This window comes from Pauljensenia sp. C0254C2 (assembly GCF_056583835.1).
The window spans coordinates 1-26,137 of record NZ_JBWPJO010000011.1 but is presented as its reverse complement, the minus strand read 5'-3'; the positions used below and the strand labels follow the sequence as shown (position 1 = coordinate 26,137).

Sequence of the window (26,137 nt, the reverse complement as noted above, 5' to 3'; positions counted from 1 at the left end):
TACCGTGGTCACTATGACACTTGAAAATAATGAAGAAACTCGCGCCGACGGGCGCGCACTCGACCAGCTTCGTTCCGTTCGCATGACCCGCGGATGGTCCGGGACCGGTGAAGGCTCCGTACTGATCGAATCAGGCAACACCCGCGTCCTGTGCGTGGCATCCCTGACTGCCGGCGTCCCGCGCTGGCGGAAGGACTCCGGCCTGGGCTGGGTGACCGGCGAATACGCGATGCTGCCGCGCGCAACGTCGGACCGCAGTCAGCGTGAATCTGTCAAAGGCAAGATTTCGGGGCGCACTCAGGAGATTTCCCGGCTCATCGGTCGCTCACTGCGCGCAGTGGTGGATATGGCAGCCCTCGGTGAGAACACGATCGTGCTGGATTGCGACGTGCTGCGCGCCGACGGTGGCACCCGCACCGCATCTGTGACCGGCGCATGGGTTGCGCTGGCCGATGCTGTCAGGTGGGGAACTGAAAACGGCCTCATTCATCCACAGGCGTCCGCTCCCGTGCTGTCCGACTCAGTCAGCGCCATTTCAGTGGGAATCCTCGACGGCGTTCCCATGCTGGACCTGCCGTACGAGGAAGACGTGCGCGCCCAGACTGACATGAACGTCGTGCAAACCGGTTCCGGTAAATTCGTCGAAGTTCAGGGCACCGCAGAGCACGCCCTCTTTGACCGGGAGGAGCTCGGGCAGCTGCTCGACCTGGCCACCGCCGGCAATGCGACGCTGCATAACCTGCAGCAGCGCGCACTGGAAGCCGAGGTCGGCACAACCGTCTCGTTGGAGGATTGAGATGAACGAGGGCGACGCGCTGGCCACACCAGTCCTGGCATTTGCCACGTCGAACGCGCATAAGGTCTCAGAGCTGCGCGCAATCCTGGATCCGTTCGTGCCGGGAGTTCACGACGGATACATCGTGACGCTGGCGCAGGCCGGCGCAGATGAACCTGTCGAAGACGGCATCACCTTTGAGGACAATGCGCTGATCAAGGCGCGTCACCTGTGTGAACTGACCGGCCTGCCCACTATCGCTGACGATTCAGGAATCACGGTGGACGTGCTGGGCGGGGCGCCCGGGATTTTCTCAGCGCGCTGGAGTGGACATCACGGTGATGACGCGGCGAATCTGGACTTGCTGCTCGCTCAGATTGCGGATGTGCCCGATCGGCATCGCGGTGCCGCATTCGTGTCAGCGGCAGTGCTCGTCACACCTGATGGGCAGACTTTTGTGGAACGCGGCGAGGTGCACGGCCACCTGCTGCGCGAACGCCACGGCAGCGGCGGATTCGGCTACGACCCGATTTTTGTTCCCGACGGCTTCGACTGCACAACCGCCCAGATGAGCCCCGAGGACAAGAATGCGATCAGTCACCGCGGCATTGCGTTTCGTGCGCTCGCCCCGCACGTGGCACGCGTACTGGCGTCCTAGATTCTGAAGAGACTGGCCTCAGCCGCAGGCTCACTGCCCACAGCCGCAGGCTGGTCGCCTCAGATTTCGAACACGTCACCAGCGCGGGCGATCTGCGCCTCCCCCTGCCAGGTCTGGCGCAGTTCACTCATCACCGTGTCGACCGGGGTCCACGGCTGAATGTGAGTGAGCACCACTCGCCTGACACCGGCCTGCGTGGCAACCTCGCCCGCACGCACACCCGACATGTGGATGCCGCGCGTCGCGTCAGCCTCGGTGAATCCGGCTTCGCTGAGCAGCAGGTCGACACCGCGTGCACCCTCAATAATCGTGTCGCACTGGTCGGTGTCGCCGGTAAAGAACATGGTGGCGCCACCCTCGTCCTCAATGCGCACGCCGAAGGCTTCGACGGTATGTTGAGCGGTGCTGGGCGTGATGGTCAGGGGGCCCACGTTGAAGGGAACGCCCGGGCGCATCCGGTAGAACTCGAATTCATCAGTGTACGTCTCCGCCGGGTCACACCCGTCAATCTGGCGCACCCGTTCAGGCAGTTGTTCTGAACCTGCCAGCAGGAGTGTGCCGCAGCCTCGTCCCGGCCCCCACCTGCGGTGCACGTGCAGGGAAATCACGTCGCCCATGTGGTCGGCGTGGCAGTGCGAAAAGATCACTGCGTCCAGGTCTGCCGGGTCAATGACGCGCCAGAGCTGCCCGAAGGCACCCGGCCCCATCTCCAATGCAATATTCCACGTTCGCGTCGTGCCGTCCTCACGTGTTTCCTGCGTCTGCAGCAGGTAGCAGGACGCAGGTGAGTGCGGGCCGGACATTGAACCGGTGCATCCGATGATGGTCAGCGTCATTGACATGTCATCACTCTTTCCGTGGTGTGTCGGGTGCGGCATCCGGAGGCGTTCCGTCTCGCGCAAGCCGTGCATCGGCGGTAGATGCAGGACCGTGAATGTTATGAGCCGAGCGCACTTCCGGTCCCAGGAATCGGCGCGCGAGGTGTTCGAACGTCTCAGGAGCTCCCGTTGTCAGGAATTCGTGGGCAGGCTCGGTGAGCACCGACTGCTCTGTGCTGGCCTGTTCGGGGATGGGAGCGGTCATGTCGCGCTCCACCAGCAGTTTGTACGTGTCGTTGGCCGTTGCTTCCGACGAAGTGACGAGGGCGACGTCCTCACCCATCGTCTGGCTGATGATGCCAGTCAACAGCGGGTAGTGCGTACACCCCAGGATGACGGTGTCGACGTCGGCGTCGATCAGTGGTGCCAGGTAGTCGCGTGCGACGGCCTCGAGCTCCGGCCCGGTGGTGATGCCTGTTTCGACGAATTCCACGAAGCGGGGGCATGCGGCTGAAAAGACGGATACGTCCGGAACTGCTGCGAGCGCCTGGTTGTAAGCCTGGGATTGGATGGTTGCGGAGGTGCCGATGATGCCGATTCGGCGGTTGTGGGTGGCACGGATCGCTGAGCGCGCGGCCGGTGTGATCACTTCGATGACCGGGATTCCCTGCTGCGCCGTGTAGCGTTCGCGGGCATCTGACAGCGCTGCTGCGGTCGCCGTATTGCAGGCGATGACCAGTGCTTTCACGCCGCGTTCGACCAGTTCATCCAGGCAGGTCAACGCGAGCTGGCGGACCTGTGCGATTGGGCGCGGACCGTACGGCGTGTGGGCTGTGTCCCCCAGATAGACGATGCGTTCGTGAGGGAGCTTGTCCATGACGGCGCGGGCGACCGTCAAGCCGCCCAAACCTGAGTCAAAGATCCCTATCGGAGCACTGTCCATGTTTGGAGACTAATGCGACCAGGCCTCCTCGCGCACCGCTGTCAGTAGTGAATCCTGCCACCACGTGACCATCATGTACATTCCGGCACTCATCGTTGCCTCGCTGAGCGGCTGCTCCAGGTCACATGCGTGCGCAAGCTCAGCGACTTTATTCTCCGCTTCACGTGAGTCAATACCCAGTTCACCCGCCAGAGCCAGTCGCACGTCATTGAGGGCAGCGAGCCAGTCCCACACTTCCTGGTGGGTGACCATTATCACCACCGTGTCTGTGCCGATTGCAGACGAGAGTTCGGTGTGGATCCGCCGCAGTCGCGCCGCTTTTTCCGCACGCAGGAAGTCTTCGGTCAGGGCCCGCAGATTCGCCGCCTCCGGTGGGTCGTCGCTCATGGGCGGGAGCAGGCTCCCCAGTGCCGGGTCGTGTGGCTCATCGCGCGTGGTTTCCACTTCGGTGGCGGCGAGCACGAAGGTGGACAGTTCGCCCGGCTCGTCGAGGACGACCAGTATTTCTTCAATGAGCTGGCGCAACAGGTGCAGGAACTGCGTCGACACGTTGCAGACGTATCCGGCTTCCTGCAGTGCGAACGCAGTGATCATGTGAGTTGCTCCAGCGTGGCGTGCAGGCCGTATCCGTGCATGGCCAGCACATCAGCTTCCATGCGTTCTCTGATTCCGGTTGACACGACGGCCCGGCCGAATGTGTGGATCTGCGCAGTCAGTTCGTCGGCAGCGTGACGCGAGTATCCGAAGTGTCGAATCAGCACTTCTACCACGTAGTCGTTCAGGTTCACCACGTCATCCCACACCACGGTTTGCCACTGTGCCAATGGGCATGACGAGGCATCCTCGCGCGGCTGATCAGGAACCGCACGGTCGTGAAACGACGTTGTCATAGACCTCCCGCTCATGCTCCTAAGCGTATGGCCCCGCAGGTTTAGCCGTGCCGTTTTGACGCAGTGCATTTTCGCGCGCGCCGCTTCTGGCCATTCACACTCAATTCATGGCGCTTCCACTGGCCTTTTGAGTGGCAAGCAGATTGTCGGCGAGTCGGTCTTTCCGGTGAGAAGAGAGTAGATTGAGGGTATGCCTGCTTCACCTTCAACTGCTCTGTTAACAGACATGTATGAGCTGACCATGCTGGACGCTGCGATGAAGCGCGGAACCGCGTCCCGCAAAGTGGTCTTCGAACTGTTCGGTCGTCGCCTGCCAGCAACCCGCCGTTTCGGTGTCGTTGCGGGCACCGGCCGCATCCTCGAGGCGCTGGAGCGTTTCGAATTCACCGACCAGCAAATCGACTGGCTCCACGATCAGAAAATCGTGTCCGACGACGCGCTGGATTATCTCAGAGACTTTCGTTTCGGCGGCACGATCGACGGCTACCAGGAAGGCGAATGCTATTTCGCCGGCTCGCCACTGCTGACCGTGGAGGGCTCCTTCGCAGAATGTGTGCTGCTGGAAACGCTGCTGTTGTCGGTCCTCAACCATGACTGTGCGATCGCATCTGCGGCATCCCGCATGACGATCGCAGCTCACGGCCGTCCCTGCCTGGATATGGGTGCGCGCCGCACCCATGAACGCGCCGCCGTTTCAGCTGCCCGCTCCGCAGTGATCGGCGGATTTGCCGGCACCTCGGATCTGGAAGCAGGTATCCGCTACGGCATTCCGACTATCGGCACGTCCGCTCACGCGTTCACGCTGCTCCATGACAGCGAGCGCGAAGCTTTCGACGCGCAGATCGATCTGCTTGGCGCCTCGACCACGCTGCTGGTTGACACCTATGACATTCCGCAAGGGGTCGTCAACGCTGTTGAGGCTGCCCGCGCAGTGGGTCAGGAGCTCGGGTGCGTGCGCATCGATTCCGGTGACCTGGTGGCGCAGGCGTTCACGGTGCGCGGCCAGCTTGATTCACTGGGCGCCACATCCACGAAGATCACCGTCACGTCCGACCTCGACGAGTATGCGATAGCCGCCCTGGGCGCGGCACCCGTGGACTCCTACGGCGTGGGCACTCGCCTGGTGACCGGGTCCAAGGTTCCGACCGCGGCGCTGGTATACAAGATGGTGGCTCGTGAAGATTCAGACGGCGTCATGCAGCCCGTTGCCAAGAAATCGCAGTCCAAGAGCACGGTCGGTGGCCGCAAGTACGCCGGCCGCCTCTACGACGAGGAAGGCTACGCCTACGAGGAACTCCTGGTCACGGCTTCGACACGGAAGGCTGCCGAAGAAGAGCTGACGAAGCAGAAGGCGCGCCCTCTGCAGATCCCGCTGGTTGTCGACGGTGAGATTCGCAGTGAACTGTGGAGCATCGATGCGCTCAAGCAGGCACGCGACCATCACTTGAAATCACGCAACGAGCTGCCTTACCAGGCGTGGCGACTGTCTGAAGGTGAAGCTGCAGTCTCCACGCGCTACGTGGAGCTGGACTGATCTCAGTTGTCGCCGGCGGTGGTGGACGTCACCCCTGCGCCCTCTGATGGTGCGGCAGCAGCGACACCGTCGTCACCGGACACGAGCTTGAGGCCGATGACGCACGCGATGATTCCGCACAGTAACAGGATGCGGACCACGCGCACGGGTTCTGCACCGCTGAGCATTGCCCACAGCGCAGTCGTGCCTGCACCAATCCCGACCCACACCGCGTAGCCGGTGCCCACGGGGATTTCTTTGAGCGCCCACCCCAGGCCGCCCATCGAGATCGCTGCTCCGAGGATAAACACGATGATGGGCACCACCTTGGTGAACCCTTCAGACTTGGACAGCGCGGTCGCCCACACTGCCTCAAAAACGCCGGAGAGAACAAGAACGAGCCAATGCATGATGCAGCCCCTTTCAATTGGGGCCGTCCCCACGTGATCACCGCATCCGGGTCGTCCCAAAGCGCTGGGCACCTTTATGCGCGCCCTACGAACCAGCCTCTCAAAAGAGCGATACGTGCGTCAATCTGCGCGGTGGTTGCCCGCGCGACCTCCGGTCCGCCGCAACGCTGACGCAGTTGCGAATGAATCAGTGCATGTGAATCGCCTGAGCGCCGCGACCACTGGCCGACCAGACGCGACAGCTCCTTGCGTTTCGCGGCGCGTGCCCGGTGATCCGAGATCCCTGCATTTGCGTCGCGCAGGTTCTTCGCATCGCTCTGACGGCGCTGGGTCTTGATCTGCTCCGCCTGCCTGGCTTTGAGCAGCGTCGTCACCTGGTCGGCATCGAGCAGACCGGGAATCCCCAGGTATTCCTGCTCCTCGATCGATCCGACCTCAGCGCCTGATCCCCACGACGATCCTTCGAACAAGACTGCGTCGAACTCGGCATCCCCGCCGAGTGCTTCGAACGTTCCGGTCAGTTCCGAACTCGCATTTTCCACCTTGTTGGCCTGTGCCATCAGCAGGTCTTCCCCACTGGTGTCCATCACGGTTGGGTCATCAGGGCCGTGATGCGGTTTGTCGAGGGCGTGGTCGCGTTCCACTTCCATCTGCCCTGCCAGATCCAGCAGCGGCACTACGGAAGGGATAAAGACGGTGGATGTTTCGCCTCGTCGTCTGGCTCGAACAAAACGGCCGACAGCCTGCGCGAAGAACAGCGAGGTCGAGGTGTTTGTGGCGTACACGCCGACTGACAGTCGCGGCACGTCTACCCCTTCAGACACCATGCGCACAGCAACCATCCATCGGTCAGTGGATTCGCGGAAGTGATCGATACGATCGGAGGCATCCGCATCATCGGAGAGCACGACAGTGGCCGGCTTTCCTGTGATGGCGCGCAGGCGCTGCGCGTAGGCGCGTGCCGCCGACTGGTCGGAGGCGATCACCAGTCCGCCAGCGTCGGGAATTGCGCGCCGCACCTGTGACAGGCGCTGATCGGCTGCCTGCAGGACAGCGGAGATCCACTCCCCTTTCGGATCCAAGGCGGTGCGCCATGCCTGCTTCATGATGTCCTTGGTGGAATGCTCCCCCAGTCGGGCGTGGTACTCATCGCCGGCGCTGGTGCGCCATGCCATGTCACCGGAATAGGACATGAACAGGACCGGTCGCACGACACCGTCATGCAGCGCATCTCCGTACCCGTAGGTGAAGTCGGCCTGTGAGCGGCGGATACCGTCACTCCCCTCGACGTATCGCACAAACGGGATGGGAGAGGAGTCCGAGCGGAAGGGGGTGCCGGTCAGGGACAGGCGCCTGGTTGCTTCCCCGAATGCGACCCCGATGCCGTCACCCCATGACAGCGCGTCGCCGGCGTGGTGGATTTCATCCAAGATCACCAGCGTGCGAAATGCACGGGTACGTGAGGAGTGGACGTGCGGGTTTGCAGCGACCTGAGCGTAGGTCACCGCCACGCCGTCGAAATGCGAGCCTGCACGTCCCTGGGAGTTTGAGAAAGCAGGATCAATGTGGATACCGACGCGTGCCGCCGCGTCGGCCCACTGGGTTTTCAGGTGTTCGGTCGGGCAGACCACGGTGATTCTCGAGACGACACCTGCGCCCATCAGTTCGACCGCTACGCGCAGCGCGAATGTCGTTTTTCCGGCTCCGGGTGTGGCGACAGCAAGGAAGTCCCGAGGTTGGGCGTTCAGGTACTGCTCGAGTGCGGCTGCCTGCCAGGCACGCAGACTTCCAGCGGTGCCCCACGCGGCGCGAGCCGGGAAAGCAGGTGGAAGTTGGGCCGCCGCGGCAACCGATGGTGAAGCGGAGGAATGTCCCTGGTCTTTCACTTGCCGGAACCGCCCCGCCCTCCGTTTGAAAATGGCCAGTTTCCGCCGTTCTTGCCCATTTGATCGCGCAGCTTCCTGCAGGTCGGGCACACCGGGTACTGTGAGGCCTCACGCGAGGGGATCCACACTTTCCCGCACAGTGCCACCACCGGCTGTCCGGTAATCAGCGAGGAGGATACGCGGTCCTTTCGCACAAAGTGTGCGAACCGATCGCCATCACCGGGGTCTTTTTCCTTCTCTTTGACCTCGGTGCGTTCCAACAGGCCGGTGCTGGTCGACGGACCTGCACCACCGCCGGCAGGACTGCCAGGATCTGCCGGGCTTACGGGTTCGCCTGGGTCTGTCACTGTTTCGGCCACTGCTTCGACGTCACACATACCTTCATTGTAAGTGGGACGGCTCAGGCCCTCGACCTGATTCGGGCCGAGAGCCTGAGTGTGAAAAGTCTCGCCGCCGCGATCATGGTACGGCAGCTGTGAAGCAGGTCAGTGGCGCGATGCCCACTCCGCTTCGTACAGTTCCACCATCTCCAACTGAGAGGCTGCCGCTTCGTCCAGCAGCACAGTCACTGCGGGGTGGAACTGGATAATGGTGGCAGGCCAGCGCGCTGACACGCCGCCTTCGATCAGTTCCTTCACAGCCTCGGCCTTGTTTTCACCTGTGGCGATCATAAGCAGCTGACGGGCCTCCATAATCGTTCCCAGTCCCTGCGTGATGCAGTGGGTGGGCACCTGCTCCAAGTCGCCGTCGAAGAAACGTGCGTTGTCCTGACGGGTCTGGCGTGACAGTGCGCCCGAGTGAGTGCGTGATGAGAGGGATCCGCCGGGCTCGTTGAATCCGATGTGTCCGTCTGATCCGATTCCCAGGATCTGCAGGTCAACGCCTCCTGCTTCGCGGATCCGCGCATCGTATGCTGCAGCGGCTTCATCCAAGGTGTTGCCGTCGCGTTCGTCAGGTACATTGAGGCCGCCTTTGGGCAGGTCGATGTGGTCGACGATGTTCTCGCACAGGAAACGCCAGTAGGACTGCGGGTGTTCGCGCGGAACTCCGACGTACTCATCAAGCTGGAAGAACTGTCCCTTGGCGAATGAGAGTGTGCCCGTCTGGTGACGCGCGACGAGTTCGCGGTACAGCGGCACGGGTGATGATCCTGTCGCAGTGCCCAGCACTGCGGTGGGCTTGTCTGCGTACAGTTTTTCGATCAGGTCTGCACCCAGGGATCCGATTTCTTCCTCGCTCGAGGCGACGTGGATCAGCATTCCAACTCCTTCGTAGTTGTGTGTCATTGACGAGGGCGACGCAACGCCCTGACGAATGGGTCACCCCTCATTGTAGAAGTTCGCCCACGTCCCGGCCTGTGCCAATGGGCCCGGGGCCGTGACGTGGTTCGAATGTCACAGGTGGAGGAATTCACGCAGCTGCTCGCACGTGGCTTCGGCTTCTTCCCTGGTCGGCATCTCGCAGAAGATACGCAGCAGCGGCTCGGTGCCGGAGAAGCGAGCGATGATCCACCCCTGGTCGAAGTAGACCTTGCAGCCGTCCTTGTAGGACACTGACTCAACTGGCCTGGTGAATTCAGGCAGTTTCTTGTCTTCCATCAGTGTCTTGAGGATTTCGAGCTTGCGTTCGGGTGCGAATGCAAAGTCGGTTTCCGCCATGTAGTGCGGCGGGAACTGTCCGGTGATTTCGTGGTAGATCTGGCTCATGGGCTTGCCGATCACGGCGATCATCTCGACCAGCAGTGCAGCCGCATAGATGCCGTCCTTGCCGTGGATGTGTCCACGCACGGTAATGCCGCCGGAGGATTCGCCGCCCAGGATCGCATCTGTTTCCAGCATCTTCGAGGACACCCATTTGAATCCGACGGGCACCTCGTAGCAGGTCTCACCGAACTTTGCGGCCACTTCGTCCAGCAGCGAGGTTGTGGCGACGTTACGCACCACCGGGCCTTTCCATCCCTTGTATTTGAGCAGGTAGTAGTACAGCAGGACGAGCAGCTGGTTCGGGTGCAGGAATTCACCCTGGTCATCGATTACGCCGATACGGTCGGCGTCGCCGTCGGTAGCCAGTCCCAGCGCACAGTTGTTGTCCAGAACGTACTGTGTCAGAGCGTCCAGCGTGGCTTTCGTCGGCGCCGGCATGCGTCCGCCGAACAGTGTGTCGTGGCGGTCATGGATCGTGTCCACTTCGCAGCGCGCGGTCATCAGAATCGTCTGCAGCGAGGTGCGCGAGACGCCATACATAGGGTCGAGGGCGATATGCAGGTTCGCTTCACGGATCGCCTGCATATCGATCTGTTCGCAAATCGAGTCGATATATCCGTTGAAGGGGTTAATTTCAGTGATGGCGCCACTGTCCAGCCCAGCCTGGTAGGTGACCGAGGGGATCTGTTCTTCCCCTGCGCCTTCAATGGCTTCCATGCGGCGTTCGATGTCAGCGGTGACATCTTCGTTGGCATCCTTGCCGCCCTCGGTAAAGACCTTGATGCCGTTGTAGATGGCGGGGTTGTGGGAGGCGGTGATCGCCATGCCGTAGGGCAGTCCCTGGTTCTTGACCGTCCACATGATCATGGGTGTGGGGGCCTGCGTGATGCGGATGACCTGGCAGGTGATTCCTTCACCGGCAAATACTTCTGCTGCCCACGTGGCGGCCAGATCCGACAGGAATCGCCTGTCGTAGCCGATGACCAGGCCTTTTTCTGCGTTGTTTTCGTCTTTAATGCGGCTTGCCAGCGCTGCACACAGGAGGCGAACGTTGTGGCGTGTGAATTCGTCGCCGATAATCGCGCGCCAGCCACCTGTACCGAAATGAATTCGTGACATCATGTCCTCTTGAATTGAACGGACAGACACTGCAGGGACGCCCTCGTCAATTCGATGGCCGCCCTGCGGTCGTTCCATCATTGTCAGTGAGTGACACAGTCTACCCTCCTCGTCTTGACACTTCAATGAATCTTGCCCACCTTCGTTTTTCCACGCATCATTGCCGAGGCAGTCCTGCGCTACCTTCTGTGATCCCACTAGACTGGAACCGGCACTTTGCTGGAAGGTTTGATCACGCCTCGACGTCCACAGGAGGATGACATGGCACAGGCACATCACAAGGCGGTTATTTTGGCGCGCGGTCTCGGCTCGCGCATGCGGAAAGATTCTGGGGACACGCAGCTGTCGGCTGAGCAAAAGCGCGCAGCTGATTCCGGTGTCAAAGCCATGATTTCGGTGGGGCGTCCTTTCCTCGACCACGTCATGAGCGCCCTGGCCGACGCCGGTTTCACTGATATTTGCCTGGTGATCGGCCCTGAGCACGACATGATTCGCGACTACTACGATTCGGTGGACAAGCAGCGCATCACCGTCAGCTACGCGATCCAGGACAAACCGCTCGGCACGGCGAACGCGGTGCTCTCTGCTGAGGATTTCGCGGCCGGTGAGCCGATCCTGGTGCTCAACTCGGATAATTTCTATCCCGTTGATGCTCTGCTCCAGCTCGCACAGGTCGACGGGTCGGGTCTTGCCGGTTTCACGCGCGAGGCAATGGTGGAGCGTTCGAACATTGCAGCCGACCGTATTGCGGCTTTCGCGCTGGCCACGGCCGATGCGGACGGCAACCTCGATGAGCTGGTGGAAAAGCCCGATGCAGCCACGATTGAGCGCCTGGGTGAGGGTGCGTTGATTTCGATGAACTGCTGGAAGTGTTCGCCGGCCATCTTCGAGGCAGCCCGCACGATCAAGCCGTCTGCTCGCGGTGAGTATGAGATCACCGATGCTGTTCGTCAAGCCATTGCCGATGGTGATTCTTACGCGGTGATTCGCTGTGATGAGGGCGTGCTGGATATGTCGAATCGTGGCGATATCGCCTCGGTGGCGGCAGCGCTGGAGAATCACGAGGTCCGCCTGTGACTTCCTGGTTTGTTCCCGGCCGCCTGGAAGTGTTCGGCAAGCACACGGATTACGCCGGTGGTCATTCCATCGTCGCGGCAGTTGATCGCGGCATTCGCGTCACGTTGGACGAGGGGGACTTGCCGGACGGTGGCATTTCAGCTCAGACGACCGCGCTGCCGGATCGCGTTGAGGTTGGTGCAGGTGCGGCGAGCACTCTTCCTGCCGGCCACTGGGGTCACTACGTTCAGGCGGTGGTGGATCGCCTGACACTCAATTTCGGCCAGCTCAAACCTGCGCACCTGAGCTTTGATTCCGATCTGCCGTTGGCCTCCGGAATGAGTTCGTCGTCTGCGCTGGTCGTGGCGTCGGCGCTGGCTTTGATTGATCACAACGATCTGCGTGAGCGTGAGGAGTGGAAGGCGAACATTCACTCGCGCGCCGATGAGGCCGGATACTACTCGTGCTGCGAGAACGGTTTATCGTTCGGGTCGTTGGAAGGTGTGCGTGGCGTGGGCACTTTCGGTGGCTCCCAGGATCACACCGCCATGATGTGTTGCCACGACGGTCAGCTCACTGAGTTTTCGTTTTGCCCGATCCAGGAGCACCGCTCGGTGGCACTCGACGACACGTGGACGTTCGTCGTGGCGGTCAGCGGTGTCCTGGCGGAAAAGACGGGCAGTGCGCGCGATTCGTACAACGCGCTGTCGGCTCGGATTGCGGCAATTGTGACGCAGTGGAACAAGGCGACCGGGCGCGCAGATGCCAGCCTGGCTGACGCGTTGGCGTCCTCCGGAGATGCGGTGGAGCAGATGCGCCGCATGCTTGCTGACGAGCCGGACCTGCTTACGCGACTGGATGCGTTTATCCGCGAATCGACCGTTTTGGTGCCGCAGGCGCTCGATGCGCTGGATGCCGGTGATATCGATGCGTTTGGCGCTGCCGCTGATGAGTCGCATCGCAATGCGGATGAGAATCTGGGCAACCAGGTTCCTCAGACGAATGATCTGCAGCGCCGTGCCCGCGAACTGGGTGCGCCGGCGGCGTCGGCATTCGGTGCCGGCTTTGGCGGGTCAGTGTGGGCGCTCGTGGAGCGCAGCGGTGTTGACGATTTCGCGAACGCCTGGCTGGAGAATTACAGGCGCGCATATCCTGATGCCGGATCACGCGCCTCAATCGTGCCGGTGCGGCCGGGAGATGCTGCGCGGCGCGCAGACGAATAGGGCGCCAACAGCACAGCGACAGACGCTGAGACGAGTGTGGGGCAGGTATCGCGTGCGATACCTGCCCCACACTCGTATGAAGTGGCAACAGTGTTGCCGATCATGCCACCGTCAACGTGGCATCATCTTCACTTGTTCGAAACAGCCTTCTTCAGGGTCGAACCGGCCGAGATCTTCACGCCGTAGCCAGCGGGGATCTGGATTTCTTCACCCGTGCGGGGGTTGCGGCCGGTGCGGGCGGCGCGCTCAACGCGCTCCACTGACATGAGGCCGGTGACCTTGACCGGCTCACCCTTGGACAGTGAGTCGATCAGAACGTCCTGGAATGCTGCCAGTGCGGCATCGGCTTGGACCTTGGTGAGGTTGGCGCGCTCAGCAATGGCGGCAACCAGTTCGGTACGGTTGACAGACATGTATATATCTCCTCTTGCAGTTCATTGGGGGTCACTGGACATGACCACTGAGAAAACCCTAAACAGTCCAACGGCCTTTTGTCAGGTTCAACACCACTTTTTGGCGATTTTCGTGGCGAATCTCAGTTTTTTGCGCCGCTTTTGGCTTTTAAACGGCGAAGCGGAGGCGTTTTGGCACCCTCAAGCACTCGTCCGGGCACCCTCGTCACTCGGCGTAAACCTGCAGAGGGTGCCCCGGCAGCGCGCTTTAGAGGCCTGCCGCCAGTCGGTAATAGACCTGATTCCAGCGCACGTGATCGGCGAAGGAACGTGCCGTCGTGTCCTCGTCGATGACAAGCAACTCCATCTGAGCCATAACAGCGAACATCTGCCACGTCTCGACGTCAATCTGCGTGGACATCGCCGTGTGGTGCGCTCCGCCGGCAGTGAGCCATGCTTCAACCGAAGTGTACAGGTCAGGCTTCGGCTTCCACATTGCCCGGGCAACCGGCAACTTCGGCATGTCATGCGGCGGCTCGATGACGTCAACAGCATTGGCAGTGAGGCGGAAGCGGTCACGCATATCGGCCAGTGACACCACGACTCCTGGCCGCGCATCAGCATTGAACACGAGGCGCACCGGGTCTTCACGATCCCCGATGCTGAGTGGGTGTATTTCGAGGCGCGGGCGCGACTGAGTCAACGACGGACACACTTCCAGCATGTGCGCACCCAGGATCATTTCTTCGCCTTGGACAAGGTTATAGGTGTAGTCCTCCATCAGGGAGGCACCGCCCGGCAGACCTTCACCCATCACTTTGGCGATGCGCACAAGAACAGCTGTTTTCCAGTCGCCCTCGGCACCGAATCCATACCCGTCGGCTGTCAGGCGTTGCACGGCCAGACCGGGCAGCTGCCGAAGGGCTCCAAGGTCTTCGAAGTTCGTGGTAAATGCGCAGGCTCCGCGCGCTTCAAGGAATGAGCGCATCGCAATTTCCTGACGGGCGGCATACCGCAATGAGTCGTGGCGTTCACCGTCTTTCTTCAGTTCAGGTGCGATGTCATACAGTTCGTCGTACTCGTCAAGGAGGGTGTCGATGTCAGCGTCACTGACCGCTTCCACTGCTTCGACAAGATCGTTGACTCCCCACGTGTTCACAGATACTCCCAGTCGGCGCTCAGCCTCGGTCTTATCCCCTTCGGTCACCGCGACGTTGCGCATGTTGTCACCGAAGCGCACAACGCGCAGCTCGTGAGCGGCAGCCCACCCTGCTGCGGCACGGATCCAGCGTGAGACTTTTCGAGCGACGTTCGGGTTGGATGCGTGGCCCACGACGGTGGTGCGTGCGACGCCCAGGCGCGCCAGGATGTAGCCGTATTCACGGTCTCCGTGAGCTGCCTGGTTGAGGTTCATGAAGTCCATGTCGATGCTGTCCCAGGGGATCTCCACGTCGGCCTGGGTGGCCAGATGCAGCATTGGCTTCGTGAGGACTTCGAGACCGCGGATCCACATTTTTGCCGGTGAGAACGTGTGCATCCACGTGATGACACCGAGCACTGAGTCATCACCGGAGGCGTCCAGCATGGCGCGACGAATCGAGTCGGAATCCTTGAGCACCGGCTTCCACACAATTGGTGCAGGCATCAGCCCGGATTCGTTCAGCAGTGACACGACTTGTTGCGACTGGTCGGCTACCTGCTTGAGGGTGTCTTCTCCATAAAGGTCCTGGCTTCCGGTGAAGAACCAGACTTCGCGTGAGTCATAGAAACTCGTCATGAGTATTGTTCCTTAGTTTCGTGGTGTTGTGGTCAGTGTCTGCGCGTGTGGCTGGCCGACCTTGCTACTTGCTGTGCTGCCCATACACGTTTTGATAGCGCGCGTAGAGACTGTCGATTTTGTCCTGAGGGATTACGATCGGCTCGCCCAGCTGTCTGGCAATGTGGACGGTTCGCGCCACTTCTTCAACCATCGCCGCGGCTTTGACTGCGGCGCGCCCATCTTTGCCGATCGTGAAGGGCCCGTGGTTCTGCATCAACACTGCCGGGCTGCGAGAATCCTTCAAGGTGTCCACGATTCCGCGCCCGATCGAGTCATCTCCGATCAATGCGAACGGGCCAACAGGAACGGGGCCGCCGAATTCGTCGCCCATCATGGTCAGCACGCACGGTATTTCTTCGCCGCGCGCTGCCCACGCGGTCGCGTAGGTGGAATGGGTATGCACGACGCCGCCTACTTCAGGCATGTGCCGGTAGACATAGGCGTGAGCTGCCGTATCGGACGAGGGGGATCCTTCACCCAGGATCAGGTTTCCTTCCAGGTCACACACCACCATCGCGTCAGCGTCCAGCTCGTCATAGGACACTCCCGACGGCTTGATGACGAGCAGGTCCTGGGAGCCATCTTCGGCTTCTCCTCTGATTCGCTGCGACACGTTCCCTGCCGTCCATACGATCAGCCCCCATTTGGGCAGTTCCGCATGAAGTTCAGCGACGAGGGCACGCGTCTTGGCTACACGGCTGGTCAGTTCAGCGCTCCACGTGTCCGGGTTTCGCACGTCCATTGAGTCCTCCACATCAGCATTCGTCTCGGTCGTAGTGTGAGCGCCGAGGGTGACTCGCCCACCTGATCATGCGTTGATCAGACATCGGCTTCGATGTCCTCTCCAGCATGCCACCACGCCGTTTCTGCTTTGTTTGATCCAGTGAGGTTAACGTTAACACACTGTGTCCAGGAATGGAACCGTTTTCACGCAATCAATTTTCCAGATGCCACGCGACGAAGTGCGCCTCGTCCCCCTCGTCAATGCGCAGAAAGAGGCGGGGCGGCGGTGGAGGCGCGCACGACCAACTCAGGAGTGAGCAGCGTGGGAGCATCTGGGGCCCGGCCTTCCAACGCGTGCATCATGACGGTGACGACCGCCTCTCCCAGCCCGCGAAAATCCTGGCGCACTGTGGTCAGCGGCGGCATGAAGTAGCGCGCGCCCGGCTCATCATCGAACCCGACCACCGACACGTCACCCGGCACCGTTATGCCCGCACTGGTGAACGCGTTGATCAGGCCCAGCGCAAGCGGGTCATTTGCCGCAAAAATAGCGGTGGGTAAGGTGCCGTTCGCGATCGCTGTGCCAACCTCGAATCCGACGGAAGCTTCCCACCCTCGCGTGGAATAGACACAGGGCGTTAGCCCGTGGCGAGCCATCACGTCACGATAAGCCTTTTCGCGCCCCTGAGCTTCGAACCAGTCGGACGGGCCTGCCAGGTGGGTAATCGCCGTGTGCCCGTGGCTGACCAGATGCTCAACCGCCAGGCGTGCCCCCTCATACTGGTCAACCGCGACCGGTACGACGCCCAGGGATTCTGCTGTGCTGGCCGACGTCACTGCCACCACGGGGACAGACACGCGGATCGTTCCCAGATCCTCCGCAATGTCTTCGATGGGAGCCAAAATAACGATGCCTTCAACTGCCAGGCCGAGCATATGGTCGATCGCGTCGCCCAGCGTGTCAGGTGTACACGAATCAATCGGCGCCACGGCGAGGAAATAGCCGGCCCGGCTGGCGGCGAGCTCAATGGACACCAGCATGGACGTCGGGCCGTAATGCGTTGATGTGGTGGTGATCAGGCCGAGGGTTCCGGAGCGGCGTGTCACGAGTGCGCGAGCCACAGAATTGCGGCGGTATCCCAATCGTTCAATGGCATCGAGAACCCGCTGACGCGTATCTGGTGCGACTTTTGCACTGGCATTGAGGACTCGGGAGACGGTCTGATGCGACACCCCTGCCGCTGCCGCCACATCCATCATCGAGGGAGGTCGAACAGAGTGATGCGCTATCACAACCACAGTCCTTTCTGTGAACAGATGACGCGACGCATTGTGCATGAAATCAGGAACGCGCGAGGCACAATACCGGATGGTGCACGGTGCAGGTCGAGCGTTCCCGTATCAGTAGTGTCTCACGAAATGGCGCAGATGTGAGCGTTCATATCGCAATTCGACCTCGAAATTACGCGCATGGGAGAATCTGCCTCTTTTCTCTTGCGCACGAGGCCTGGTAATGAGAAAGTAAACGTGTACCAATTCACATAACAAAGGAGGTTCGCTATGTCAGATCTGGAGAACACTTTCGACAAGGCTGCCGGTAAGGTCAAGGAAACTGCTGGAGATGTCAGCGGCGACAAGGATCTCGAGGCTGAAGGCAAGGTTCAGAACGCCGAAGGCAAGGCCAAGGACGTTCTGGAAAACGCCTCCGAAAAGATCAAGGGAGCTGCCGAGGATGCCGCTGCTGGCGCTCGCGCTCTGGCCGATCGCGCAAAGGACGCACTTAGCGGCGACAAGGGCGAGTGAGTTCACTTCTCACTTTCCCAATAAGGTCGCGCCGGGTGGCCCGTTGAGGTTCGACCGGGCGTGTGCCTGCTGAAAGTGTCGTGGGGCCTGCAGTCAGTAGACTGCGGGCCCCACGTTTATCAGGTCACGTGCCTGTCCGGAAGCACTGCCGCTACCGGCGCAAGCCGCTCGAGCATCACCTCGCCCCTCGCGAGCGTTATTTTGCGGCAACAGTCTCCAGTTCAGGATCCGGCTGGTGCGTGATGCGGTTACGCAGATCGCGGCGCACGATTTCAATGGACCACATCCACACGATGTGCCCGAAGAACTCTGAGAAGTGCTCAGCGAAGGGCTGCTCCCACGGGGCGGGCACAATGCCGATGGCGGGCATCAAAATGACATGGAAAACGATGTACACGACGATGCCGAATGCTGCGCCCTGCCACAGAGTGACCTGCTTGCAGACCTCAGCGAGCAGGCAGTACAGCAGTGCGAAGAAGATCGCGAACGAGAAGTGAATGATGAAGGAGTAGATCGGAAGCTCGTTGCCGTTATAGATCACCGACGTGTGGGACATGTCGGGTGACATTCCGAGCATTTCGAGTGTGGATTGCGGAGGATTGGTTGCATTGCGTTCAGGTGTGCGTGGTGGGAACGGAACTTCCCAGCCGAATTTCACGATGGCGGAGAAGAGGCCGGCAATCAGTCCGACGAGCGCCGCAACCTTGTAGTTACGCTGCTCTGGTTTTGTGGTCAACATGTACCCTCACATTTAGGCTGTTTCCAGGCGCGAAGGTTCACTGCGATCCGGTGACCACTATGCAGCGAATGCTCAGTAGCCTCCAGCCTCGCTGCGAATCTTGCGGGGCACGTGATGTCACGTGCTCAGCGATTATTATTCACCCTCACCAGTCATAATGACAAAATCTGCCCGCGCTCGGTTCAGCTTGTGCCGTGTGCTGTGGCCCGCTCACCCTCGTTCCTCATTGACGAGGGCGGCGCCACCACTCACGGGGCACCAATGATTACTGCAGTGCGGCGTTGATCTGTGCGCGCAGCTTTTCTTTAAGACTGGGCGCAGCCCACGAAATGTCTACTGCGTTGAGGCTGAGCTGGGCGAGGAACGCGTGGTCGACCTCGGACTCGTTAGCCAGGAGCTGGAAGTTTTCCGCAATGTAGCCGCCGAAGTAGGCGGGGTCATCTGAGTTGACAGTGACCTTGACGCCCCTGTCGGCCAGTTCCTTGATCAGCGGGACTTTGGAGCCGTCGGATACCCACGTATTCGACACAGGGCAGCATGTCAGGCCGATGTTGCTGTCCACCAGATACTGCACGAGTTCCGGGTCTTCGATAACGTTCGTTCCGTGGTCGATGCGGTCAACCTTGATGGTGTCGATAAGCTGGCGGATGTGATCAATGGAGTGGGCGATATCCACGTCGGCGTGCATGGTGAGCAGGAAGCCTTCGCGACGCGCGCGGGCGAACACCTCGGTGAACTTGTCTGGCGCATTTCCCGTTTCATCTGAGTCCAGCCCCACGCCGATGATCCAGTCCTTGTATGGCAGGGCTTCGAGCAGTGTTGCCATCGCGTATTCGGCCTGGAAGTCGCGCAGGAAGCACATGATGAGCGCGGATTGGATGCCCAGGGTGGACTCTGCTTCGAGCTGGGCGCGGTGCAGCCCGCTGATGACGGTGTGGAAGTCGATGCCGCGGCAGGTATGCGCCTGCGGGTCGAAGAACATTTCCACGTAACGCACGTTCTGTTCGGCGGCTTTTGTCAGGTATGCCAGGGCGAGGTCGTAGAAGTCTTCACTGGTGCGCAGCACGTTCATGCCGTCGTAGTAGGAGGCGAGGAATGAGGCCAGGTCGGTAAAGGCGTAGGACTGCCTCACTTCGTCCGGCGTGGATTCTTTCAGGGTGATTCCGTTGCGCTCGGCCAGTGCGAACTTGAGTTCGGGTTCGAGCGTGCCCTCGATATGCAGGTGCAGCTCGACTTTGGGCAGGTTGCGAACAAACGGCGAAATTTCCATGGCACTCTTCCTTCGGTGAACGTGCGGGGTGCTTGCAGCATGTCTGCCCGCAGAATATCTGTCCGCTCGGCGTCCTCGCAATACAAGCCTCGATGATAGCAGGGCCAAATATCCGATTTGTGTCAGTTACTGAGGCATTTTAAGAATCGGCTGCGCAACGCAGAAGGGTTTTCTGCTGACCAGAAAACGATGGCGCCGCCAGCGTGAGGTCCCATTCGTCACTGCGCTCACGCAGAGCGCTGACATCGTCGTTCTCAATCGTTTCCACTGTCAGGACGTGGTAGCTGTAGACCGCTCCAGTGACGTCTGTAAAGCAAAGGGCATCTCCGTCCGGAATCTGCGTGAGATCGCGGAATATTCCAGTCGTATTGGAGGCTTCGATGACGAGGTTGCCGTCTGCAGCATTTCCATATGTGGCAATGGGTTCTTCGGCCGCTTCGTCCGCTGGATAAACGTCGGCTCCATCGATGTGCCACGTATTTGCAGAACTGAAATAAAAAATGTCGAGATCAGCACGCACACTGCAGCTACGACAACTATCACTTCCAACGCACGTAAGACGAAGCGGGTCTTGCGCGAGTAAAAAAGTCTCGCAAGGATTTCCTGGTCTCCGGGCGACCTTGAGCAGGCTCATCATCGTATGGCATCTGGGCCGTATTCTCCATTGCGTTCTCCGCTTCGCGTGTACTCCAATGCCCCAATGGTACGTCGCAAGGGCTCAGCGAAAAAAGCTCCGTCATTCTCTGCAGGGCGTGTGATATACGTGGATGGTGAATTTTTGGACTCACTTCACGCGCCTGCTGCCTGGCGTGCTATACGCCTGTGCAGTCGCAGGTATTGCCTGGCTGATCAACCTGTTCGTGCCGTTGCTGTCTTCGATGCTGGTGGCGATCCTTCTCGGTGTTGCCGTGCGCAACACGAAACTGATTCCATCGATCTGCGAGCCGGGCATTGCCTTTTCAGCCAAGACTGTTCTGCGCGCCGGAGTGGTGCTGCTGGGCTTCCGCCTCTCACTACCCGCCATCGCGGCTCTGGGGGCCGGAACGATTGCCACGATCATCTGTGCCGTCGCGGTGACAATGGTGGCGGGGTATCTGCTGACCTACTTCATGCATGTCAGCCATGCGACCGGCATTCTGACAACATCGGGCACCGCAATCTGTGGAGCCTCCGCAGTTGCCGGCATCTCCCCCGTTGTTTCTGCGCGCAGTCACGAGGACGCCGATGATGCCGTGGCCACCGCCATTGCATGTGTAACGGTTTTCGGAACAGTCGCCCTCGTCGCTTTGCCGACGGCTGCCCACGCGCTGAACCTGACGCCCACGCAGGCCGCCGTGTGGCTGGGGGCTTCCATTCACGAGGTCGGCCAAGTTGTCGCGGCTGCGAATATTTACGACCCTTCCGTTTCTGACCTGGCAACGGCCGCCAAGCTTGGCCGCGTGGTATGCCTGGCAGTCGTGGTCGCAGTGGTGGGCATTGTGGAGCGCCGCGTGGTGGAAGTGCGCCATGAGCATGCGCACAAGGCAAGCTCGAGCACGCGCCCGCCTCTGGTTCCAGGGTTCGTCGTCGGATTCCTCATCGCCGTCGTCGTGGCCTCCCTGTTTACAGGCGTACCCGCTGCGAGCAGCGTTTTCAGCACCCTGGGCGGCACGATGGCCACGTTGTTGCTGACAGTGGCGATGGGCGCGATGGGTGCGGGTGTGAACCTGCGGAACGTGATTCAGTCAGGCGGGCGTGCGCTTGTGCTCGGCGTGATCCTCAGTGCATTGATCGCGGCTGTTTCGCTGGGGTGTGTGATCCTTCTGGTTGACTGACGGCGGCATTCCTGCTGGAGTGCCACAGCTTGTCTGGGCAGTAACATTGCGGAACACAATCGAGAACGCTTCAGTGATACAGAAAAAGCGGCTACCGCACGTGTTCTGCGCAGCGTGAACAAAGCCACCCAAGTGGCTCCTGTAAGAAGGCAAGAGGGACTGCTGCCGTGTTCGCTGGCTGTTTCTATCGTCGCCATCCGCGCACACCTCACCGCACGGTCTCGTCTGAGAAGACGCCACTATCGAATCAATAGTGTTGTCGTCTTGCTCGCCAGGTGAAGACTTATCGGCTGAGGTCAGATCGTGCTAGGAATTATGGGGGGTAACGCGTTGAGGGTCCATAGGTACGCGAAGGTCCCGTTTTCAACGAGGATGTAGATGCCAAGTCCGATGAATACGATCGGTACAATGATTCTCTCGTATTTTTCGACGGTCTCGCCGATAGCCGGTACGGAAGCCAGGCGCTGCGACAGCACGCATAGCCCCTGAATCCCCAGAGCGAAGACTGCAACGATAATCAGAATCTGGATGACGGTTTTTCCCGTGAAATAGGGGACGTAGATTCCGACGTTGTCTCCGCCCATTGCGAGTGTGAGACCGGCGAAAGCGAGGATTGTCGAGCCTTTCTTGCTCAGTTGTTCTTCTATCTCATCCTCGTCCACGTCCTCATCGACCAGAACCGCTCGTATGCCAAGTGCGATCGGAATGAGGCCCAGCAGACCGATCATCCATTCTTGTGGGATGAAGTTGAGAAACCAAGCCGCAACAAGGCTGACTGCCACGAGGATTCCGGTGCCAAGGTACTGCCCGAAATAAACTGATTTGCGGTGCTGTTTTCCCTGGGTGGCGAACAGGATAGTCAAAATGAACAGGTAGTCGATTGATGTCGACACGAATACCAGTGCGGCTGAAAGGATAATGTCCACAGCTTGCTCCTTCCATCTCGGGTTCGCTTGCAGCTGATGATGTGTTCGGATGGCCTACGGATAACGGAGCGAGCGCTGGGCCAGTGCGTGGGCCCGCGATCACCTACGCAGTCGCCTGTGCGTACAGGTCGAACAAGTGCGCGACGATCTTCCGCTCGTCACCGTCAAAGTCCACACCATACGCAGCTTCAACCGCTGCATCAAGTTCGTGATGGGCGCGGGTCAGCGCCGGGTACAGCCACGCATTGTCTGGATCGTACAGGTCAGCCAATGCTGCGCCCTGGTATTGATCCCGCGCATCAAGAACCGCCTGCGCCTTTTGCTCAACGAGTGCACGCTGCGCATCATTAGCCTGCGGCCACACAAAATTGTTGTACACGATGGTATTCGAGTAGTTGTACCGCATCTCGAGTCTTCCTGTGACGGCACGCATCCACGCATTATGGAATTGGGAAGTAAAAACCCCAAATTCATAAAGTCCCGCATCGGCTATGAAATAGAGCTTATTCCCTGGGATCATTCCGTTATCAACAAAATCGACTGGGACATATTTGCGACGCTCCGACGAAACCGGGGGCACACCAATGAATCGATCCCCCTTCGGCGGTCTCACTTCATCAAAAAGCCACGGAGTTTCCGCTTTCTTCCGAGTGGCGGCCTTTGTCGAATTTTCTCTAAATTCTTTTACTTTGCGTACTCGTTCAAGAACATGCGGCATCGCACGCAATTCCTGTGGCGTGCAATCAACCAGCCACAAACAATATCGTTTCCTGCCTTTGATGAACTCTTCGCCCATTGAGAAGCGGCGTATCCATTTTTCAGCCGCCGGTTCAACTTTCAGCAACTCGTCTTTTTCATGCTCCCACATCAGGAGGTTTCCGTTCTCAGTGGGTTTTCCTCCAGCACTCATGGGAGGCACGTCACACAGTGGCTTGCTACGTCGCTCGATAAAGACATTTGCAGCATCAACAAGATACCCATTGATATTGTCAACCGATTGCGAGACGCCCTCGTCAATTTCTTGAACGTCAAAAAGCACCTTCTTTTTCCGCGCAACATAGCTGAAGCCGACGATGACGACATGGACGTGCGCCTGATCACTCGCCTCGTTGCCCCACACAAATGATCGATGCGCAAAGTTGATGGTGATTCCGCGTTCGAAGAGCGGTCGCCACAATGGCGCCACCTGCTGACCCTGACAGATCGAATTCGTGGAGACAAACGCAGCTTCGATAGACGTCCCCTCCATGTAGTCCGCCGCTTTGCGGTACCAACCAGCGACATAATCCAGCAAACCGTGCTGCTTCATGCCGTCAAAGACCAGCTCCATATCTGCTCGCTGCTGAGCAGACTTGTTCGAGTAGCCGATGAAAGGCGGATTCCCCATCACAAAGCTGCATTGCTGAGCAGGCAGAACGCTCTGCCAGTCCATCGTCAGCGCATTGCCTTCGTGAATGGACGCCGAGTCTCGCAACGGGAGGTCGTCGATCTCACGCAAAATGATTGTCTCGGACTCAATGTTTGCCTGCAGCTGCGCAATCCACAGGGCCGTGCGCGCAACAGACACCGCGAAGTCGTTGATCTCAATCCCGTAAAACTGGTGCAGCGACACTTTGACCGGACTGTCTCCAACCTCCTCGAAGTCGAGCATCGTCTGGTTACGAAGCAGCTCGCCTATAACGACGTTCTCCAGGCGCCGCAGCTCAATGTAGGTTTCCGTCAGAAAGTTGCCGCTGCCGCACGCTGGATCAAAGAAAGTCAACGAACCCAGTTTCTCGTGGAACTTGCGCAGCCTGTTGTCTCGTTGACGCTCAGTAAGCCCATCTGCAGTCAGAACCGTGTCGAGCTCGCTGCGAAGATCGTCAAGGAACAGAGGATCAATGACCTTGTGGATGTTTTCCGGACTGGTGTAGTGCATACCGCCGGAACGACGAGTTTCAGGGTTCAAGGTCGATTCAAAAACCCCACCGAAAATGGTCGGTGAAATCTGCGACCAATCTGTATCCTGCGCTACTTCGTCCAACAGCAAAGAGCGGATCGATTCAGTGAAATTCGGTATTTCCACACTCCCCTTGAACAGGCCACCGTTGACATAGGGGAAAGCCCGCAGACGATCCGACAGGTACGGATCGCGGTCAGGAACCGGCGTATCGAGCACCTTGAACAACTCGAGAAAAGCCGAACGCAGCTGCTGTGCATCGAAAGAGGACAGATACCGGTAGAACGCGTCCTTCTCGAAAAGTCCCGCATCCTCAGCAAACAGGCAGAACACGATTCGAACACACAGCACGTTGAGCGCGTGTTGAGTCTGCGTGCTTTCCGGATCGATATATTGCTCCAGCAACGCAGCATGAAGCTTCCCGATCAGCGCGCCCGCATCAATCGAGGCAGCTTTCTCGCGGCTGGAGCGAAGCGAATCCGGGTCAGTGAGGAAACTCAGAAGTGAACGCTGTTCAGCAAGCTCACCGAGTTCGAACGAGACATAATCTGTTGCCGGATGCTCCTTGTTCAGATCATGAATGCGGATGGACCCAAAATTCGAAACAATGATCCGATCGGGTCGTTCACGGTTAGGCAGTGAATCTGCGTACCGCTTTGCCTGCTCATATGGGGTCACGAGGACGCCTTGACGCAGCTCCGGCTTATCGAGATTCACACCGCGCGATTTTTGCTCCACGATTGTTTGCGCGTCCGGAATGATGACATCAATAAATCCGCCGGCAGAAGTCTTCTGTTCGAAGCGGCACTTGGAGGTGACGTCATCCATGCCGTAGACCGTGCGCAGCAACTCAAGCCAGAACGAGTGCGTATCACCCTTCTCGTAGCCACGCGTTGCCCATTTTTCACTGAAAGCATGCGCAGCGCGCTTCTTTTCTTTTTCGCTTAATGCGGCCACCGTCGCTGCCCTTCACGAATGCGCCCACCCGAGCACTGGATGAGTATCTGGTTCACTGTCTGTATCCACTGTATCGACCATGGAGGCGACGAACCTTTTCCCATGCCGGTATGCGGTGCCGTTCCCTGGCACGCCTACAACGAAAAGCACCATCGCCAACCTCACCGTCGAACTGGCGCATGTGAGCGCGCAGTAGACCGCTTGTGAGATCGTCCTGGCATTACCTTCCTACTCCAGGGTGTCAAGCAGCGCCTGGGTGGCGACGAGGATGACACGTTGTTCGGCATTTCCGGAATGGGAGGCCCAACCTGTGGCAAACTCTCCGAGGCCAGCTCCGACGACCGAGCCCCCTTCCTCTCGTCAACGGCGGAATCGACGAAAGCTGGAGAAATCGTTGAGGAATTCGTCGAATCAAGCCAGATCCCCGCACTCGTCGTCGCTGAATTCGCACAGCCAACGGCTTCTCAACCAACTGGCGAGTTCAGACACTCGCAGAGGAGTCGGCGCGGATCGAGGACGTGGCAACCACCAATCCTGTCCTCGGTGACACAGGCGCCAAACAAGGCCAAAGACTTCTTGACGAACACTTCGGTGCAGGGGCTGGATCACCTGCGCACATTATTGTTCCCCAGGAAAACGTCGACGATGCCATGGCCACCCTCAGCAACGCTTCAGATTCGAGGGAAGCCGAGTCGACTGTTGCAAAGATTCGTGACGAACTGCATGCGCTCCCAAACTCCGTGCTCGTCGGCGGCATTACC

26 protein-coding genes are annotated in these 26,137 nt (G+C 59.6%); 8 read left to right on the top strand and 18 right to left on the bottom strand.

The features are described from left to right. The first annotated feature begins 13 nt into the window (after positions 1–13). Both rph and rdgB read left to right on the top strand, forming a co-directional pair. Positions 14–796 (top strand): ribonuclease PH, encoded by a 783-nt coding sequence (gene rph / locus AC1DA5_RS08385; protein WP_480289867.1) that lies wholly within the window; start codon positions 14–16, stop codon positions 794–796. A gap of 1 nt (position 797) precedes the next feature. Continuing rightward, on the top strand, positions 798–1,433 hold the full coding sequence (gene rdgB / locus AC1DA5_RS08380; RefSeq protein WP_070725657.1) for an RdgB/HAM1 family non-canonical purine NTP pyrophosphatase: 636 nt from the start codon (positions 798–800) through the stop codon (positions 1,431–1,433). Positions 1,434–1,492: 59 nt separating this feature from the next. Here the strand turns inward: rdgB and AC1DA5_RS08375 are convergent, their stop codons facing one another. The 4 genes from AC1DA5_RS08375 to clpS are packed head-to-tail and all read right to left on the bottom strand — an operon-like array spanning position 1,493 to position 4,099. Further along, on the bottom strand, positions 1,493–2,269 hold the full coding sequence (locus AC1DA5_RS08375; protein WP_480289894.1) for an MBL fold metallo-hydrolase: 777 nt from the start codon (positions 2,267–2,269) through the stop codon (positions 1,493–1,495). A gap of 10 nt (positions 2,270–2,279) precedes the next feature. After that, positions 2,280–3,194 (bottom strand): glutamate racemase, encoded by a 915-nt coding sequence (gene murI, locus AC1DA5_RS08370; protein WP_480289865.1) that lies wholly within the window; start codon positions 3,192–3,194, stop codon positions 2,280–2,282. A gap of 9 nt (positions 3,195–3,203) precedes the next feature. Continuing rightward, entirely contained in the window at positions 3,204–3,788 is a 585-nt protein-coding gene (locus AC1DA5_RS08365; protein WP_058236059.1) for a DUF2017 family protein, read from the bottom strand. After that, on the bottom strand, positions 3,785–4,099 hold the full coding sequence (gene clpS / locus AC1DA5_RS08360) for an ATP-dependent Clp protease adapter ClpS (protein WP_227469160.1): 315 nt from the start codon (positions 4,097–4,099) through the stop codon (positions 3,785–3,787). The genes AC1DA5_RS08365 and clpS overlap by 4 nt, the downstream gene beginning before the upstream one ends. Before the next feature lie 175 nt (positions 4,100–4,274). Here clpS and AC1DA5_RS08355 point away from each other — a divergent pair, with 175 nt between their 5' ends. Next, positions 4,275–5,618: a nicotinate phosphoribosyltransferase gene (locus AC1DA5_RS08355; RefSeq protein ID WP_070725661.1), complete on the top strand. Its 1,344-nt coding sequence runs from the start codon at positions 4,275–4,277 to the stop codon at positions 5,616–5,618. 2 nt (positions 5,619–5,620) lie between these two features. Here the strand turns inward: AC1DA5_RS08355 and AC1DA5_RS08350 are convergent, their stop codons facing one another. From AC1DA5_RS08350 to AC1DA5_RS08330, 5 genes are all read right to left on the bottom strand, one after another. Further along, on the bottom strand, positions 5,621–6,007 hold the full coding sequence (locus AC1DA5_RS08350; RefSeq protein WP_082628453.1) for a DMT family transporter: 387 nt from the start codon (positions 6,005–6,007) through the stop codon (positions 5,621–5,623). Between the two features lie 74 nt (positions 6,008–6,081). Further along, a complete protein-coding gene (locus AC1DA5_RS08345) occupies positions 6,082–7,893 on the bottom strand; it encodes a DEAD/DEAH box helicase (RefSeq protein WP_480289863.1) in 1,812 nt (603 codons plus the stop codon). Further along, positions 7,890–8,270, bottom strand: a complete 381-nt coding sequence (locus AC1DA5_RS08340) for a DUF3039 domain-containing protein (RefSeq protein ID WP_082628455.1) — start codon at positions 8,268–8,270, stop codon at positions 7,890–7,892. The genes AC1DA5_RS08345 and AC1DA5_RS08340 overlap by 4 nt, the downstream gene beginning before the upstream one ends. Before the next feature lie 108 nt (positions 8,271–8,378). After that, entirely contained in the window at positions 8,379–9,152 is a 774-nt protein-coding gene (gene nagB, locus AC1DA5_RS08335) for a glucosamine-6-phosphate deaminase (RefSeq protein ID WP_058236061.1), read from the bottom strand. Between the two features lie 135 nt (positions 9,153–9,287). After that, complete coding sequence (locus AC1DA5_RS08330) at positions 9,288–10,715, bottom strand: phosphoglucomutase/phosphomannomutase family protein (protein WP_058236234.1); 1,428 nt, start codon at positions 10,713–10,715, stop codon at positions 9,288–9,290. 261 nt (positions 10,716–10,976) lie between these two features. On the opposite strand from AC1DA5_RS08330, the gene AC1DA5_RS08325 reads away from it, so the two are divergent. Then, positions 10,977–11,792: a nucleotidyltransferase family protein gene (locus AC1DA5_RS08325; RefSeq protein WP_058236062.1), complete on the top strand. Its 816-nt coding sequence runs from the start codon at positions 10,977–10,979 to the stop codon at positions 11,790–11,792. Next, entirely contained in the window at positions 11,789–12,994 is a 1,206-nt protein-coding gene (locus tag AC1DA5_RS08320) for a GHMP family kinase ATP-binding protein (protein ID WP_480289862.1), read from the top strand. The genes AC1DA5_RS08325 and AC1DA5_RS08320 overlap by 4 nt, the downstream gene beginning before the upstream one ends. Positions 12,995–13,122: 128 nt before the next feature. Here the strand turns inward: AC1DA5_RS08320 and AC1DA5_RS08315 are convergent, their stop codons facing one another. The 4 genes from AC1DA5_RS08315 to AC1DA5_RS08300 all read right to left on the bottom strand — a co-directional run bounded on the left by AC1DA5_RS08315 (position 13,123) and on the right by AC1DA5_RS08300 (position 17,221). Beyond that, positions 13,123–13,407, bottom strand: coding sequence for an HU family DNA-binding protein (locus AC1DA5_RS08315; RefSeq protein WP_058236064.1), 285 nt, complete (start codon positions 13,405–13,407; stop codon positions 13,123–13,125). Positions 13,408–13,654: 247 nt separating this feature from the next. Beyond that, positions 13,655–15,163 (bottom strand): L-arabinose isomerase, encoded by a 1,509-nt coding sequence (gene araA / locus AC1DA5_RS08310; protein ID WP_480289860.1) that lies wholly within the window; start codon positions 15,161–15,163, stop codon positions 13,655–13,657. 64 nt (positions 15,164–15,227) lie between these two features. After that, complete coding sequence (locus tag AC1DA5_RS08305) at positions 15,228–15,947, bottom strand: L-ribulose-5-phosphate 4-epimerase (protein ID WP_480289859.1); 720 nt, start codon at positions 15,945–15,947, stop codon at positions 15,228–15,230. 239 nt (positions 15,948–16,186) lie between these two features. Next, positions 16,187–17,221: a LacI family DNA-binding transcriptional regulator gene (locus AC1DA5_RS08300; protein WP_480289858.1), complete on the bottom strand. Its 1,035-nt coding sequence runs from the start codon at positions 17,219–17,221 to the stop codon at positions 16,187–16,189. 267 nt (positions 17,222–17,488) lie between these two features. Between AC1DA5_RS08300 and AC1DA5_RS08295 the strand changes: the two genes are divergently transcribed. Continuing rightward, positions 17,489–17,731, top strand: a complete 243-nt coding sequence (locus tag AC1DA5_RS08295; protein WP_058236068.1) for a CsbD family protein — start codon at positions 17,489–17,491, stop codon at positions 17,729–17,731. 196 nt (positions 17,732–17,927) lie between these two features. Here the strand turns inward: AC1DA5_RS08295 and AC1DA5_RS08290 are convergent, their stop codons facing one another. The 3 genes from AC1DA5_RS08290 to AC1DA5_RS08280 all read right to left on the bottom strand — a co-directional run bounded on the left by AC1DA5_RS08290 (position 17,928) and on the right by AC1DA5_RS08280 (position 20,260). After that, the gene (locus AC1DA5_RS08290) at positions 17,928–18,470 is read right to left on the bottom strand and encodes a YagU family protein (protein WP_058236069.1); all 543 of its coding nucleotides are present in this window, start codon (positions 18,468–18,470) and stop codon (positions 17,928–17,930) included. A 265-nt stretch (positions 18,471–18,735) separates the two neighbouring features. Then, positions 18,736–19,740, bottom strand: a complete 1,005-nt coding sequence (gene add / locus AC1DA5_RS08285) for an adenosine deaminase (protein ID WP_058236070.1) — start codon at positions 19,738–19,740, stop codon at positions 18,736–18,738. 139 nt (positions 19,741–19,879) lie between these two features. Further along, the gene (locus AC1DA5_RS08280; RefSeq protein ID WP_058236071.1) at positions 19,880–20,260 is read right to left on the bottom strand and encodes a sortase domain-containing protein; all 381 of its coding nucleotides are present in this window, start codon (positions 20,258–20,260) and stop codon (positions 19,880–19,882) included. 247 nt (positions 20,261–20,507) lie between these two features. Between AC1DA5_RS08280 and AC1DA5_RS08275 the strand changes: the two genes are divergently transcribed. Then, a complete protein-coding gene (locus AC1DA5_RS08275; RefSeq protein ID WP_058236072.1) occupies positions 20,508–21,554 on the top strand; it encodes a YeiH family protein in 1,047 nt (348 codons plus the stop codon). A 296-nt stretch (positions 21,555–21,850) separates the two neighbouring features. Here AC1DA5_RS08275 and AC1DA5_RS08270 read toward each other — a convergent pair whose 3' ends face one another. Continuing rightward, positions 21,851–22,480, bottom strand: a complete 630-nt coding sequence (locus AC1DA5_RS08270) for a CadD family cadmium resistance transporter (protein ID WP_058236073.1) — start codon at positions 22,478–22,480, stop codon at positions 21,851–21,853. Positions 22,481–22,583: 103 nt separating this feature from the next. Further along, a complete protein-coding gene (locus tag AC1DA5_RS08265; protein ID WP_480289855.1) occupies positions 22,584–25,376 on the bottom strand; it encodes a class I SAM-dependent DNA methyltransferase in 2,793 nt (930 codons plus the stop codon). 518 nt (positions 25,377–25,894) lie between these two features. On the opposite strand from AC1DA5_RS08265, the gene AC1DA5_RS08260 reads away from it, so the two are divergent. Further along, positions 25,895–26,137: hypothetical protein (locus tag AC1DA5_RS08260; RefSeq protein ID WP_480289854.1), on the top strand; the 243-nt coding region annotated here is incomplete at its 3' end.